At 33.6% G+C, this 13452-nt stretch carries 17 protein-coding genes and 1 pseudogene; 13 read left to right on the top strand and 5 right to left on the bottom strand.

What is annotated here, in order from left to right; all coding sequences use genetic code 11:
- Positions 1 to 323 (top strand): DUF3139 domain-containing protein (locus tag BAMA_RS14895; protein ID WP_034640449.1); only part of this gene is annotated, 323 nt, incomplete at its 5' end.
- Positions 324 to 482: 159 nt separating this feature from the next.
- Positions 483 to 1031, top strand: coding sequence for a GNAT family N-acetyltransferase (locus BAMA_RS14890; RefSeq protein ID WP_034640446.1), 549 nt, complete (start codon positions 483 to 485; stop codon positions 1029 to 1031).
- 134 nt (positions 1032 to 1165) lie between these two features.
- Here BAMA_RS14890 and BAMA_RS24960 read toward each other — a convergent pair whose 3' ends face one another.
- On the bottom strand, positions 1166 to 1321 hold the full coding sequence (locus tag BAMA_RS24960) for a hypothetical protein (RefSeq protein ID WP_200874690.1): 156 nt from the start codon (positions 1319 to 1321) through the stop codon (positions 1166 to 1168).
- Between the two features lie 226 nt (positions 1322 to 1547).
- Between BAMA_RS24960 and BAMA_RS14885 the strand changes: the two genes are divergently transcribed.
- The 3 genes from BAMA_RS14885 (at position 1548) to BAMA_RS14875 (ending at position 3503) form a co-directional block, all read left to right on the top strand.
- Positions 1548 to 2072, top strand: a complete 525-nt coding sequence (locus tag BAMA_RS14885) for a hypothetical protein (RefSeq protein ID WP_034640443.1) — start codon at positions 1548 to 1550, stop codon at positions 2070 to 2072.
- Positions 2073 to 2385: 313 nt separating this feature from the next.
- Positions 2386 to 2886 (top strand): hypothetical protein, encoded by a 501-nt coding sequence (locus BAMA_RS14880; protein WP_034640440.1) that lies wholly within the window; start codon positions 2386 to 2388, stop codon positions 2884 to 2886.
- A gap of 302 nt (positions 2887 to 3188) precedes the next feature.
- On the top strand, positions 3189 to 3503 hold the full coding sequence (locus tag BAMA_RS14875) for a hypothetical protein (protein WP_034640436.1): 315 nt from the start codon (positions 3189 to 3191) through the stop codon (positions 3501 to 3503).
- Positions 3504 to 3645: 142 nt separating this feature from the next.
- Here the strand turns inward: BAMA_RS14875 and BAMA_RS14870 are convergent, their stop codons facing one another.
- The gene (locus tag BAMA_RS14870; protein WP_034640433.1) at positions 3646 to 4026 is read right to left on the bottom strand and encodes a hypothetical protein; all 381 of its coding nucleotides are present in this window, start codon (positions 4024 to 4026) and stop codon (positions 3646 to 3648) included.
- Positions 4027 to 4515: 489 nt separating this feature from the next.
- Here BAMA_RS14870 and BAMA_RS14865 point away from each other — a divergent pair, with 489 nt between their 5' ends.
- Positions 4516 to 4758, top strand: a complete 243-nt coding sequence (locus BAMA_RS14865; RefSeq protein WP_034640430.1) for a hypothetical protein — start codon at positions 4516 to 4518, stop codon at positions 4756 to 4758.
- Between the two features lie 290 nt (positions 4759 to 5048).
- Here the strand turns inward: BAMA_RS14865 and BAMA_RS14860 are convergent.
- Positions 5049 to 5396 (bottom strand): annotated as a pseudogene (locus BAMA_RS14860) (IS3 family transposase); the annotation flags it as partial.
- Position 5397: 1 nt separating this feature from the next.
- On the opposite strand from BAMA_RS14860, the gene cntE reads away from it, so the two are divergent.
- Positions 5398 to 6315, top strand: a complete 918-nt coding sequence (gene cntE / locus BAMA_RS14855) for a staphylopine family metallophore export MFS transporter CntE (RefSeq protein ID WP_338022300.1) — start codon at positions 5398 to 5400, stop codon at positions 6313 to 6315.
- A gap of 56 nt (positions 6316 to 6371) precedes the next feature.
- On the opposite strand, the gene BAMA_RS14850 is transcribed toward cntE, so the two are convergent.
- Complete coding sequence (locus BAMA_RS14850) at positions 6372 to 6734, bottom strand: MmcQ/YjbR family DNA-binding protein (RefSeq protein ID WP_034640429.1); 363 nt, start codon at positions 6732 to 6734, stop codon at positions 6372 to 6374.
- Between the two features lie 151 nt (positions 6735 to 6885).
- Here BAMA_RS14850 and BAMA_RS14845 point away from each other — a divergent pair, with 151 nt between their 5' ends.
- From BAMA_RS14845 to BAMA_RS14820, 6 genes are all read left to right on the top strand, one after another.
- On the top strand, positions 6886 to 7485 hold the full coding sequence (locus BAMA_RS14845) for a DJ-1/PfpI family protein (protein WP_415782964.1): 600 nt from the start codon (positions 6886 to 6888) through the stop codon (positions 7483 to 7485).
- Between the two features lie 34 nt (positions 7486 to 7519).
- Positions 7520 to 8275 carry a GNAT family N-acetyltransferase gene (locus tag BAMA_RS14840; protein ID WP_051758963.1) on the top strand — a complete coding sequence of 252 codons (756 nt, stop codon included), beginning with the start codon at positions 7520 to 7522 and terminating at the stop codon, positions 8273 to 8275.
- Positions 8276 to 8305: 30 nt separating this feature from the next.
- The gene (locus tag BAMA_RS14835; RefSeq protein WP_034640424.1) at positions 8306 to 8734 is read left to right on the top strand and encodes a GNAT family N-acetyltransferase; all 429 of its coding nucleotides are present in this window, start codon (positions 8306 to 8308) and stop codon (positions 8732 to 8734) included.
- A gap of 67 nt (positions 8735 to 8801) precedes the next feature.
- Positions 8802 to 9491 carry an RNA polymerase subunit sigma-70 gene (locus BAMA_RS14830; protein ID WP_034640421.1) on the top strand — a complete coding sequence of 230 codons (690 nt, stop codon included), beginning with the start codon at positions 8802 to 8804 and terminating at the stop codon, positions 9489 to 9491.
- 21 nt (positions 9492 to 9512) lie between these two features.
- On the top strand, positions 9513 to 10091 hold the full coding sequence (gene clpP, locus BAMA_RS14825) for an ATP-dependent Clp endopeptidase proteolytic subunit ClpP (protein WP_034640419.1): 579 nt from the start codon (positions 9513 to 9515) through the stop codon (positions 10089 to 10091).
- A 375-nt stretch (positions 10092 to 10466) separates the two neighbouring features.
- Positions 10467 to 12041 carry a Vga family ABC-F type ribosomal protection protein gene (locus BAMA_RS14820; RefSeq protein WP_034640415.1) on the top strand — a complete coding sequence of 525 codons (1575 nt, stop codon included), beginning with the start codon at positions 10467 to 10469 and terminating at the stop codon, positions 12039 to 12041.
- Positions 12042 to 12114: 73 nt separating this feature from the next.
- On the opposite strand, the gene BAMA_RS14815 is transcribed toward BAMA_RS14820, so the two are convergent.
- Positions 12115 to 12993, bottom strand: coding sequence for a mechanosensitive ion channel family protein (locus BAMA_RS14815; protein ID WP_034640411.1), 879 nt, complete (start codon positions 12991 to 12993; stop codon positions 12115 to 12117).
- Positions 12994 to 13452 lie beyond the last annotated feature (459 nt).

Raw genomic sequence — 13452 nt, 5'->3', positions numbered from 1 at the left:
GTAAGGGCGTTAAGTGGTGGGTAGTTCAAGGTTTTCCAATAAATAAAGATAAACTGGTTAACGAAGTAAAGACATATTTAGTTGAACAAAGTGATAGCGAAGATGGTTTTAAAAGCATTGAGGTAGAATATCATTTTACATCTGGACATTGTGTTGATGTTGTTTATAAGGATGAGCCTAATGTTATATACACTTATCGTTATATAGAAGATGTTTCAGAAAAAAATTCAAAAGGAAAGAAAGTATTAATATATTATGTAAAATTAACAGATGGGCAAGATGAAGAAATTTATCAATTCAAACATATGCATCAAGAACTTTGATTTTATAAAAATAAAAAAGGCTCTGTTATGGATGGCGGAACCTTCTCGAAAGGGTAGATCGTCATCCACAACCTGGGGGCTGTGTAATGTAAGTGTGATATTCTAGAATGAAAAATATTATATAAGATTATTAAAACCAATATAGAGGGAGACTTTCTGATGAATAAATTTCCGATTATAGAAACAGAAAGGTTAATTTTAAAAGAAGTGGCATCAGAAGATGCTAACGATATGTATAAATACCTATCAGATAAAGATGTTGTTAAACATATGGGGTTAGAACCATACAAATCACCAAATGATGTCTTGAGCGAAATAAGATGGTATAAATCTATATTGGAAGAAGGTACAGGTATAAGGTGGGGGATTACACAGAAAAACATTGGTGTTGTTATAGGTAGTTGTGGCTTTCTTAATATGCGCCCTAAACATTATCGAGCTGAAATAGGGTTTGAATTAAATAAAGAATATTGGGGACAAGGAATAGCTCGTGAAGCTTTAGAAGCTGTTATGAAATATGGCTATAAACACTTTGAATTGGAACGAATTGAGGCTCTAATTGAACCTGCGAATTTATCATCGCAAAAATTAGTAGAAAACCAGGGGTTTAAAAGAGAAGGTTTATTGAGGCATTATGAATATACTTGTGGGAAATTTGATGATTTATATATGTATGCAATTATTAAAGGGGATCTCAAACAAATTTAAAAAGGCGGGAGTATCCTTATGTCGCTAACAGGTGCTTTAGTGGAATAAGGATACTCCCGCCTTTTTGAGGGGATGGGCAAAAACACCCACAATGGTATTTCTTGAACATGTGAAAGCCCACCAACATAGGCGGGCTATTTTTTATCTATCATATCTTTCGGTACTTCTCGTTCACCCACAACATCAGCTTTGACTTCTCCGTTTTCCATATAAATACGCTCAATGATTGGGATGGTGACTGTCCCATTCTTCTCTTTACGCTTCTCTTCAAAATTAATAAGGTTACTCATGTTATCCCCCTTCTTTGATTATACGAAAAATGGAAACTGTATTAAAACAATATATATCCATCTAATAAAGAGAAAACATTACCTTGTAAATTCCGCGTGAGAATCTTTATCAATTAATTTATTCCGTTATTTTCTATTTGTTGATAAAATTACCAAAGTGTATCTTCAACACAAAGTTGAGAGTAAGATTGAGTTGCAAGACAATATAACTAAAGGAGTGTTGAATTTGAAACGTATAGTTGGTGTACTTTCTACAGGTTTATTAGCTGGTGCAATGTTATTTGGTGGATCAAGTTTTGAAGCACATGCTGCGGAGAACGAAGTAAAACCATATCAAGTTGTAACACCTGGATTGGATGGGAGCCACAAGACTATCGGTTTTGATGAAAAAGTAGATTTTGAGAATTACTTAAAGGAAAATCCAGCTCCAAGGAATTATGAAATTAAACCATTAGCACCAATTCACTCTAACTTTTATTTTGATGTTGATTTACAAGGTACAAGTTTCAGTATTAATGCGAGCAAACCTTATGCAGTTACAGACTTCTGGGGAGTAAATGATACTGTAAGCTCTATACTTACACATCCATATGGAGATCATACAGTTATTTATGAAAATTTTTATGGGCAAGGTCATGCACTTGCTATTGTAAATAATGGTTATTACATTAATTTACACAACGTTCCTATGGGTGATGGGACAAGAACATGGAATGATGAAATATCCTCAGCGATTGTGAAATCTAAATAATCTTTAGGGTATAACAAAAGGCTTGGAATCTATGTCCAAGCCTTTTTATCCTTTAGGCAGGATTCTTTTATGTTTTTCTTCGAGGTTAATAATGTTGCTCATATTATCCCTCCTTCTTTGATTATACGAAAGATGGGAAGCTCATTAAAACAATATATATCTATCCAATATATACCGTATTCTTTCTAAAAATTAAACAGAAAACGGTGAATATTCCGCTTGTTTTTCCCGGATTTTCTAAGTGTTGGAAATTAAAAACTCTCGTGATACCTTATTTTTGAGAGCTCTTAAATTAAACAAGGAGTGATACGGAATGAGAAAATTATCTAGTTTTATTTTAGCTTTAAGCATTGCATTCACAGCATTTTCTTTTTCTTCTCCAGCATCAGCAGCAGAAATTGACACAAATAAGAAGTATTCAATGGTTTCAAGTCAATTAGGAACGAAACTCGGTTTCGAAGTGTACGCCAATAACTGGGATTATGTAAAACTAGGAACTGGAACACCTGTAAAATTCCATCAAACTAGTTCTGGAAAATACAAAGTTGAAATGCTTAAATCTACTCATTCTGGATACCAATACCTCACCGCAGATACATCATTTTTATATAAAGGGTATGTGTACTTAGATAAAGAATCTGCCGCTGATGAATGGACATTAAAACCGGCAACAAAGAATGGAAAACAGGGATATACTCTATACAATGAACGAACTAAAAGTTATTTAGGATGGACTAAGGAAGTTTTTAATCATGTATATTGGGCATGGGTGTCTGGAACAGGAGAAGTTTGGGTATTACAAGAAGTTAAATAGAATATGAAATACCCTTAAATAAAAAAACGTTATTTTACATTAAATGATTACAAATGGAATATTATCCTGAATGTATTAAAGGATATAAATGTATAAGTTATTGTTCTCGGAAGTTATTTAAGCTTTTCTAGTTTTGGGGTATTTGCTTTTCTTAGCTTGATTGTGATGTGGCGAGAACCCATTTATAAAAATAGATTCCAATAGAAATTTATATACTTTTTTCAAATAAATACAGTCTTTGCACTAGAACCATATATACTATATGAATGTATACAATAAACATAATTAAAGGAGAATAGAACTTGATAAAACATATACTCAGTTTCATTCTTGGAACAATTGTTATATTAATTGGTTCCTTTTGGGTTATTCCTTACACCCTCGAAGCAATTGACAGTAACGTAAGCCATATTACTCCTGACAAAAAATATTTTAGTAAGCTATATGACTATGATATTAAGCTTTGGATGATTGCAAACCTTATATTTTTCATTTTTTGTGCAATTACTGTTCTTATAGTTAAGTTACCTAATTATAAGAAGAACAAAAGTACTCATATAAAAAAATATAGTCATACAAATCAGCGTAAAAAAGCAAAGAGAAGGCGTCGTAAATAATTGTTTTTTATAAAACAATTATTTACGACGCCAGCATTTTGGAAAAACCCCACGCTAAGCAAAAAATAAAATAAGCCATCCATTTGGACAGCTCATTTACATAATTCTCGTTATTGGAAGTGTATTTAAGATCAGTATTAACTTAATAAGAGTCTAATATCTCAAGTTTCTTAGCTAATACCCAACCACTTAGACCATAAGATGCACAAATGTTGTAATAAAAATAATTCCCTTTTATTAATGTTTCCTCTAATTCTTTAATATCTTCATAACATATAGGCCAACAATAAGATTTTTGTTGCTCTAATAATTTCTTATTTTCTTTAAAAAAATTTGGAAGTGGATCTTCGTCTATATTAAAAATAATGCTGTTACTTATTTGGGTTTCAAAAAAATGTGCTAGGACACCTGAAAAAACTATATATACATTGTCTCCTGATTCAGTAAGAGTGTGAATGCGAATTTCTTCTTTCTCAAGATTAATTTGGTATGAAACAATTGTATTATCGTGAACACTTATCATAACTTCACTCCTTAAATTATAGATATTTGATTTTTGTTTCTTCAATATTATTTTTCTAATTGTAACATTTGAGAGAACTGATTTATTAAGATTTTTAGATGTATAGGATATTCATATAAGGTTAACATAACGTCTCATTATCAGTAGCAAGGAAAAAGGAAGAACCCTACTTTCACAAGGGTTTCGCTTTAGATTCGTGATTTGTGGCATGCAGGATTTTATACATTGTGGAGATTATGGTTTTTTTAGTTCGCGAATGTCTTGTATTAGTACAAAAATCTGTATAGAATTCTGTATAAAAAAGGAGGGATTTTTATTTCATTCAAGACAGCAATTTATTACTTTTTATATTCTGTTGTTCTCTTCACATTACTATTTATAATTCTAAATATCTCGTTTTCATTATTAGAGTATGGAGTTAAAACTAATATAGTTTTATACTTTATATATAATCCTTTTTTATGTATGGTTCTTGGAATATTCCTTGGATTGCCAACTTTTTTAAAAGAGAACAATAAAGTAGGAAAATGGTCTTTTAAAATAGAAAAATTTGTGTTTGTGGCAATACCTGCATTATGTATTGCTTTTTATCCTTTATTTGAACATTTAAATGCTTTAAAAGGGCAGTTATTACCTAGCTATATGTACCCTCAACACCTATATATTATTGCTCCATTAATCTTTGGTTATGTTCTTATAACTGTTGTAGAAAAGAAGTCTATAGCATCATAAAGTATTTAAAGATATGTGAAATAACACAAGCCTTGTGTTATTTGGGGTCTCGTCACATGCCCATCAACTTAAAAATAAATCCACCCCAAAAAGAAAAAATGAGCTTTTTTACTACAAGTTAGCACAAAATTTCGTTCTGGGGGTAGTTATATTTTTTTAGCTTGATGGGCATGGGGTAGCACCAACAAAACGCGAATTTCGTACGCTAAGCAATTTTTCACATAGAAAAAGCCGATTTTCTTGTACGCTAAGGGATGAAGTGACCCCAAAAAGTTAGACAGGTTATTTCATTAGGCAGCTTCTTGGGCATGAGCCCGGTATTGTACCGGGCTCATGCCCTTTAGTTTTGCCTTAATTCTTTTATGGTTATAGTATTCGATGTAGTTTGCTAGTTCTTGTTTAAAATGTTCTACACTTTCAAATTCTTTTAGATAAAGAAATTCTGATTTCATGATACCAAAGAAGTTTTCAATCACTGCGTTATCGTAACAGTTCCCTTTACGAGACATGCTTTGTGTAATGCCACGTTTATGAAGGGAATGACGGTATTGTTTCATTTGGTAGTGCCAACCTTGATCAGAATGAATAAGGAGTGTATTCTCATCTGTTAAACGTTCAAAGGCTTGGTCTAACATTTGGGTGCACTTCAAACTAGGTGGCTTTTTCGTTGCCCGTATGTTACAAGGAGTGTCAACTGCCTTTTTTTCAATGGCATTACAGGTTGGTATTATCGATGCACTACCGGAAAAGGATCGCTCGCAAGGTATTTCACTTTATTCTTTATTTTCTTATATACCAGGTATTATCGGTCCCATCCTAGCTTTAGGTATTTGGCTAGGGGGTATGGATTATTTTACAGTGGTAATGATAGGAATTGCGATTTTCACAGGTATGGTTGGCTATAATACGAAAATAGAAAAAGGGAAGGAACAGCAACAGCCTGCAGCACCTAGTACTAATCAGGGCGCAAATATGTTTAAATCCTTCAGTGAGCTAGTGAAAAATCCGTTTTTGTTTAAATGTAGTGTATTAATGTTAGTGACTTCCATTGTGTTTGGAGCAGTTACAACCTTTATCCCACTGTACGCGAGGGAATTAGAAAGCGGAAATGCGGGGATCTATCTAATGATTCAGGCAGGTACTGTTGTCTTTACTCGTTTTGCTTTAAGAAAAAGGATTCCTTCAGATGGCAGATGGCATTCTTCTTTTATCATGGGGACTATGGTTATTCTAGCATTAGCAGCGCAGTGTGTAAGCTTTTCTATAACGGGTGGACCTATCTTTTTTTATGTAGGTGCAATATTAATGGGATTAGCTCAGGCACTTATCTATCCGACGTTAACAACTTACTTGACCTTTGTTTTGCCACAGGCAAATCGTAATGTATTACTTGGCTTATTTATTGCTACTGCTGATTTAGGTGTTTCGCTAGGTGGTATCGTTATGGGGCCGATAGCTGATATTTTTTCATACTCATTTATGTATATGATTTGTGCCAGCTTAGGTGTGGCAATGATTATTTTTAGCTATGATCGAAGAAAAATATTTATTAGGTAATTAATGAGGAAGATTTGTAGATAACGATACATATGGAGCATATGTATCGTTATTTTTTACAGAGAATTACTAATTTCTTTCTGAAGTTTTTTAGAAAGTTTTTGAAGCACTAATTCATGAGAGTGAACAATTAATTTCTCCCATAATTCATCCGGAATATCTGCATCTAAGTAAATCGAATTCCAATGTGTTTTATTTAGATGATATCCTGGGATAATGTCACAATAAAATTCTCTTAAAGCTTCGGCACGAGCGGGATCGCATTTTAGCGATAATACAGCTTTTCCTTTTCCATCTCTACCAAACAACGCAAACATTTTCCCACCAACTAAATAACGATTTGCACGCCATTCTACTTTATAATCGTGAATGGCTCCAAACTGTTTTTGGCAAATAGCTTCTAACGTATGTTTCTCCATGATCATGCTCCTTTAAAAGTTTCCCTTATATAAATATTATTCTGTAAAAAAACAATAACTCCTTGCTGTGATTCCGCTTGAATAATTTGAACATTTAGTGTTTTTATATAAAATGAAAATAGAAAGATTTTTTACTAAAAAAGGAGTGTACATTATGAACAACTGGCAATGGAGGATTGGTATTTTTTTATTTGATGATGTAGAAGTATTAGACTTTGCAGGTCCTTTTGAAGTATTTTCAGTAACAACGTTAGGAAATGAAGAAAAGCCTTTTCTTGTTGAAACGGTGTCAGAAACAGGGGGCTTAGTATACGCTCGAAATGGTTTGAAGGTACAGCCAGATTACAATTTTCGTAACATGCCACAATTTGATATTCTCATCATTCCAGGTGGACTAGGAGCTAGGGAACGAGAAATTCATAATGAAACTGTTATACAATGGATTTCAAATCAAATGAAGCATGTGAAAATGATGACGTCGGTATGTACAGGTGCTTTACTTTTAGCAAAAGCTGGATTACTAAAAGATAAAAAAGCAACAACACACTGGGCAAGTTTGGAACGATTCCAACAGGAGTTTCCAGAAGTGAGTGTGCAGCACGGAGTCAAATTTGTAGATGAGGGAAATATTGTAACATCAGGGGGGATTTCAGCAGGTATCCATATGTCTTTTCATATTGTGAAACGGTTACTTGGTGTAGAAATTGCACAAGAAACAGCAAAGAGAATGGAGTATGATATTATTCTTTAATTTAAAAAACACGAGATAATGAGGTCTATAATATATGAGGGGTATCAGTCTAGTAAATCAAACATTTTATACGTTAAATGGAAGTCCAAATTATATCACTTTTGAAGAATATGATTCAGAGGTTATGTACATAGACAGTGATATAGAAATCGTTATGAACCATATGATACATAAAGCAAACACTTATGGGGTCAAATATTTAAATATATGTCTAAATCAAAACGCACCGCACTACACTTCTTTTTCAAGACTACTCATCAAGAACAACTTCAAAAAACAGTCAACAACATTACAAGTGAAAAGAGCCTTAACAAATATAAAAGAGCCCCCAACTGTTCCATTTTCATTGAAAGGCTTAAATACAATTTCAGAAAAAGAGTTTAAACATATATGGAAATTCTCTATGGAAGGCTCACTTAATACACCGTCACAACTTTCTATAGACGAGCAACTAGATGCGGTGAAAACAGAGTTAGGATTACATTGGGAAGATTCTTGCATCGCTGTATATAAAGATAATCAGCCAACTGGAGTTGTAATGCCTCACATCGAACCAGGCACTACAAATGAAGGGCGATTATTTTACTTTGGACTCGTTCCAGAAATGAGAGGGAAAGGGCTAAGCCAACCTTTGCATTATTACGCTCTTTATTTATTAAAGGGTATGGGAGCTACATATTACATTGGTTCAACGAATATAGTCAATACGCCAATGATACATACATTTCAGAAAAATAAATGCGCAGTGCATCGGAAGACAGATCGTTATTGTTTGGAAATGTACGAATAAAATGCATACAGTGTATAGAAGGAGAAAAAGATGAATATTAGAAAAGCGATAATAGAAGATGTACCACATCTAGCTTCACTGATGGGGCAACTAGGTTACCCAGTTACAATAGAACAAATGACAAAAAGGTTTCAAAACATCGATTCTCACCCAAACTATTATACGTTAGTTGCTGAAGAAAATGGGACCGTTATTGGAATGCTTGGTATTAATACTGGTATTTTGTATAACAAAGATGGATTATACGCACGTATTATTGCTTTTGTCGTAGATGAACGTTATCGAAATAGAGGTATAGGGAAACTCTTAATACAAGAAGCGGAAATATGGGCTATTCAGCAAGGGGCTGATGCAATTACGCTAAATAGCGGGAAGCGCTCCGAACGTGATACCGCACATCAATTTTATAAAAATAGAGGATATGAAGCGATAAGTACTGGCTTTGTAAAAAAATTATAAAATGCCCCGTAACTTTTTCTTACCTTTAATCGTTTATTAAGTAAGCGCGCAAAAAGGAGTGGTTGTTGTGTACACAAACATACAAGAAAGACTGCAGTCTATTACGGATATTCAAAAAGAGAATATAGATATCATTGTGAATCATTATGAAGAATTAAAGCGGTATTGTACGTTTTTAACGAAAAATGTATGGGACGGGGAAGATCTCGCGCAAGAAACAGTATGTAAAGTGTTACAGAAGTATATGAAAGAAGACGATACGACGATTTGTTTAACGTTGTTATATAAAGTTGCTCGTAATAAATGGTTAGATCAAATAAGTTCGAAAGAAAAAACCACTGAAATAGAGAAAGAAGCATCTTATCAGCCGCATGAAAAGCTTGCTGATTTACATGCAACAATTGAGAAGATGCAGTCTTGTTTAAATCAAACACAAATCGTTATTTTTTTACTAAAAGATGTGTTTGCATATAGCTTAACTGAAATTGCACATATTTGCTCGATATCAGAAGGTGCTGTAAAAGCGTCATTGTTTCGAAGCCGAAATAAGTTAGCGATGACAGAAGAACGCATTGCTCATAATATAGACAGAGAAGAAGCTGATATACTCATACAATCTGTTCATTCACAAAGACCAGAATTATTAAAAAAACTTCTTCCGACGTTACAATTTACAAAATTCTCGTCGCAGCAACCGTTATTACTATTCACACAGAAAAAGTCTTCTTCCTCTGTTCGTATGTTATGCGCCGCGTAATACGAATTTGGAGGGTTTCATATGAATACAATTCCTTACGTTGTAGAACAAACAAAACTTGGAGAGCGTTCCTATGACATTTATTCACGCTTATTAAAAGACCGAATTATTATGATTGGATCAGAAATTAACGATCAAATTGCGAGCAGTGTAGTTGCCCAGTTGTTATTTTTAGAGGCTGAAGATTCGGGAAAAGATATTTATCTTTACATTAATAGTCCAGGTGGATCCACTTCTGCAGGCTTTGCGATTTTAGATACGATGAACTTTATTAAGCCAGATGTGCAAACACTTTGTATGGGAATGGCAGCATCATTTGGTGCATTATTACTACTGTCAGGGGCGAAAGGGAAACGTTTCGCACTTCCAAATAGTGAAATTATGATTCATCAGCCACTTGGCGGTGTAAAAGGCCAGGCAACTGAAATTGAAATATCAGCAAAACGCATTTTAAAATTAAAACATGATATTAATGAAATCATTTCAGCGAAAACAGGGCAACCAGTCGAAAAAGTTGCTCACGATACAGAACGAGATTACTTTATGACAGCTGAAGAAGCAAAAGCTTACGGTATTGTGGATGATGTTGTAAAAAGATGAAAAAGATATAATGAAATCCTGTGTGTGGTTGAGGGCAGGATTTTATTATGATTTAAAAGTAACAATTGACAATTTGTGAAATATCTTATACTATTGCTTTAAATAAAAAACGGAAGGGTGACCCAATTACATGAAGTTCTAATCCTATTTACGAAAAGAAACAATTGAAGCGAATATATAGCAGCTGATTTCTGCTTAATTTGTTTTGTCTTCAATTGTCGTTTTTCAGAATAGGATTGGATTTCTGTAGTTGGACCGCAATCAGGGTAACTCTATTTGTATACTCTTTTTGACGTACACCTATGTAAAAATGCCTCCTATTCTGAGAGAAATAGGAGGCATTTTTCTATTGTCTCCGAAAAAGGAGATGTTACTATGCTTTTACTAGAAGCTAATCAAATAAAGTATTATGTACAGGATCGTTTATTAGTAGATATGGACCAGCTACAAATTCACCAAAAAGATCGAATTGGGTTAGTTGGCCGAAATGGCAGCGGAAAAACAACTTTATTAAAGATTTTATCTAAAAATATACCGACAGAAGAGGGAGTAGTTCTTCATCATACAGAGTGCGAGCTCATACCACAGTTAAAGCGAACAGATACAACGAAAAGTGGCGGAGAAGTGACGCAACAGTATATTAATAAAGCTCTTACGAAAATGCCTGAGCTATTATTTGCAGATGAGCCAACAACACATCTAGATACAGAGCATGTTGAATGGTTAGAAAAAAAGTTCATACAATGGAATGGCGCGTTTGTGATCGTTTCACATGACAGGCAATTTTTAGATGCTCTTTGTACAAAGATTTGGGAGATTGACGAAGGAAAGATAAAAGAGTATATCGGAAATTACAGTGATTATGTAAAACAAAAAGAACTAGAGCATGAGCAAAAGAAATTTGCTTATGAGGAATATGAAAAGAAGAAAAAGCAGTTAGAAGAAGCTTTAAAGTTAAAGGAGAAAAAGGCTGAAAGAGCTACGAAAACTCCTAAAAAAGTAAGTAAATCTGAAGCGAGAATTACAGGTGCAAAGCCGTACTTTGCAAAAAAAGAAAAGAAGTTACAAAAAGCAGCGAAAGCAATTGAAACACGTTTAGAAAAGCTTGGAAAAGTAGAGAAAGTAAAGGAAACACCACCAATCAAAATGAATTTACCTTATGAAAAAAGTATTAAAAATCGAATTATTATTCGGGCGGAAGATGTGGCAGGTGATATTGGAAAGCGAATGCTTTGGCATAAAACGAGTTTTCATATTCGCGGCGGAGATAAACTAGCAATTACGGGTGCTAACGGCAGCGGGAAAACAACTCTTATAAAAAAGATTATGAATCAAAGTGATGGAATTACTCTTTCACCATCCGTGAAAATCGGATACTTTAGTCAAAATTTAAATATATTAGACGTTGAAGAATCCATTTTAGAGAATGTCCAATCTTCTTCAAAACAAGATGAAACACTTATTCGAACAGTTCTTGCAAGAATGCATTTCTTTCGAGACGATGTGTATAAGCTTGTAGGAGTTCTAAGTGGTGGAGAGCGAGTAAAAGTAGCGCTAGCTAAGTTGTTTTTAAGTGATATTAATACATTAATTTTAGATGAACCAACCAATTTTCTTGATACAGAAGCGATAGAAGCATTAGAATCTCTTCTACAAGAGTATGAAGGGACGATTATTTTCGTTTCCCACGATCGACGATTCATTGAAAATCTTTCGACGCGAATTGTAGTAATCCATAATAAGAAGATTGAATTATTTGAGGGGAATTATGAGCAATATATAAACCATGAGCCACAAACAACCCGAGATACAGAAGAAGATAAAAGGCTATTGCTAGAAACAAAAATCTCAGAAGTATTAAGTCGATTAAGCATTGAATCGTCAGAAGAACTAGAGGTAGAATTTCAAAAGCTTTTACAGGAAAAAAGGCAATTAAATAGTAAGAGATAGAGCGGATTTATAATGAGTGGGGGCTTCGTCCTCCACTCATTATGAACCCAAGCAATTTCAATTAACCTGTCTCTTAGCTCATATCATTAGTTTGGAGTAAATTCTCAGTATGAACAAACATGTTCACTGCTGGCATTTGTACTTGATTCTTATGAAATATTGACATTAGTTCAAACCTTACTTGTCTGGAAGTTTCAAAATACTCCTCAGGTTTAACCAAACATACAATACAAAATTCGTAACCAACATATTTAAGGTTTGGATTTAAGTCTGTAACACCAATATATTGAAATGGCTCGACAGCCTCATTCTCTATTCTATACAGGCTGTGATCCAATTTTTCATTACAAATAACACATGCTTTTTCTAACAATTCCTTTATTCTTGCAGGATCTTCCTGATAGCTCACCGTAATCCGTTCAATAACTCGCATCCAGCCTTTATTAAAATTTTGTATCGTTCTAATCTCTCCATGTGGGATGGTAAGAAGTTTTCCCGACCATTCACGAATTTGCATAAAGCGAATACTGATTTCCTCAATGGTACCTGAACTTGTTCCGTTAAAAGTAACAAAATCGCCGACACGAAACTCTTTGTCCGTTAATCTTGCGAATCCTAATATAACATCTTTTAGCATCTGTTGTGCAGCAAAACCGACGACAACTCCGGCAATCCCTGCACCTGCAAGGATACCTCTTATATCTACAAATTGACCAATTAAATAAATAACAAGACTAATTACAATTCCATACCTTAAAATTGATCGAATTACACTTTGAATCGTCCGTTCTACTTCTTCATTGAAAAAGCTTGATTTCCTAAAGAACCAATCAATAATACGGTTTATGACAAAGGAGAAAGTCATGAGGATTAAAGCCAATAGTATGAACCTTAAAAGTAAAAACTCCTTTACATAATTAAAAAATTCCTCAGTAAAAGTTAATAAATTCATCCATCCACTTCCTTAAAAATGAATACTTAGATAAAAGCAAAATTTAGTAGTTATATACCTAAATTCTTTTGTTTTTAACATTTCTGCTTTATTTTCACCTTTCAACTCTTCGATTATGTTTACGTTATAAGCTTGATAGCTCTATATAGTAGGGTACTTACGATAGTAACAATCTTAGTATTAAAATCGTTTGAAACGTCCAAATATACAAGTGAATATAAAAAGAAATGTTTTTATGTAGAATATTATGTAATGTACCCTAAAAAGTCGAATAATTAATCTTGTTTTTAATCTTGTCAAGCATGAATTTACCGCTCAACCACGGCTTTATATTTTTTATATAAATATATAATATTTCTTCATGCTATAATCCAGTCATGAAATGTACACGTTTCTACAAGAAAGAAAATGAAGGATGTTTATATGTAGCTTATTAACCGTTTTCCATGAGCTATGTAA

Source organism: Bacillus manliponensis (genome assembly GCF_000712595.1).
Lineage (GTDB): Bacteria > Bacillota > Bacilli > Bacillales > Bacillaceae_G > Bacillus_A > Bacillus_A manliponensis.
Note: the sequence above shows the minus strand (reverse complement) of the source record. Positions and strands in the feature narration are given on the sequence as shown.

Bases quoted from the DNA above. Each gene is read 5' to 3' on its own strand.
- BAMA_RS14840 (WP_051758963.1), top strand. From the start codon at position 7,520: ATGAGGGGTATCAGTCTAGTAAATCAAACATTTTATACGTTAAATGGA.
- BAMA_RS14820 (WP_034640415.1), top strand. From the start codon at position 10,467: ATGCTTTTACTAGAAGCTAATCAAATAAAGTATTATGTACAGGATCGT.
- BAMA_RS14835 (WP_034640424.1), top strand. From the start codon at position 8,306: ATGAATATTAGAAAAGCGATAATAGAAGATGTACCACATCTAGCTTCA.
- BAMA_RS14815 (WP_034640411.1), bottom strand. From the start codon at position 12,993: ATGAATTTATTAACTTTTACTGAGGAATTTTTTAATTATGTAAAGGAG.
- clpP (WP_034640419.1), top strand. From the start codon at position 9,513: ATGAATACAATTCCTTACGTTGTAGAACAAACAAAACTTGGAGAGCGT.
- BAMA_RS14870 (WP_034640433.1), bottom strand. From the start codon at position 4,026: ATGATAAGTGTTCACGATAATACAATTGTTTCATACCAAATTAATCTT.
- BAMA_RS14880 (WP_034640440.1), top strand. From the start codon at position 2,386: ATGAGAAAATTATCTAGTTTTATTTTAGCTTTAAGCATTGCATTCACA.
- BAMA_RS14890 (WP_034640446.1), top strand. From the start codon at position 483: ATGAATAAATTTCCGATTATAGAAACAGAAAGGTTAATTTTAAAAGAA.
- BAMA_RS24960 (WP_200874690.1), bottom strand. From the start codon at position 1,321: ATGAGTAACCTTATTAATTTTGAAGAGAAGCGTAAAGAGAAGAATGGG.
- BAMA_RS14850 (WP_034640429.1), bottom strand. From the start codon at position 6,734: ATGGAGAAACATACGTTAGAAGCTATTTGCCAAAAACAGTTTGGAGCC.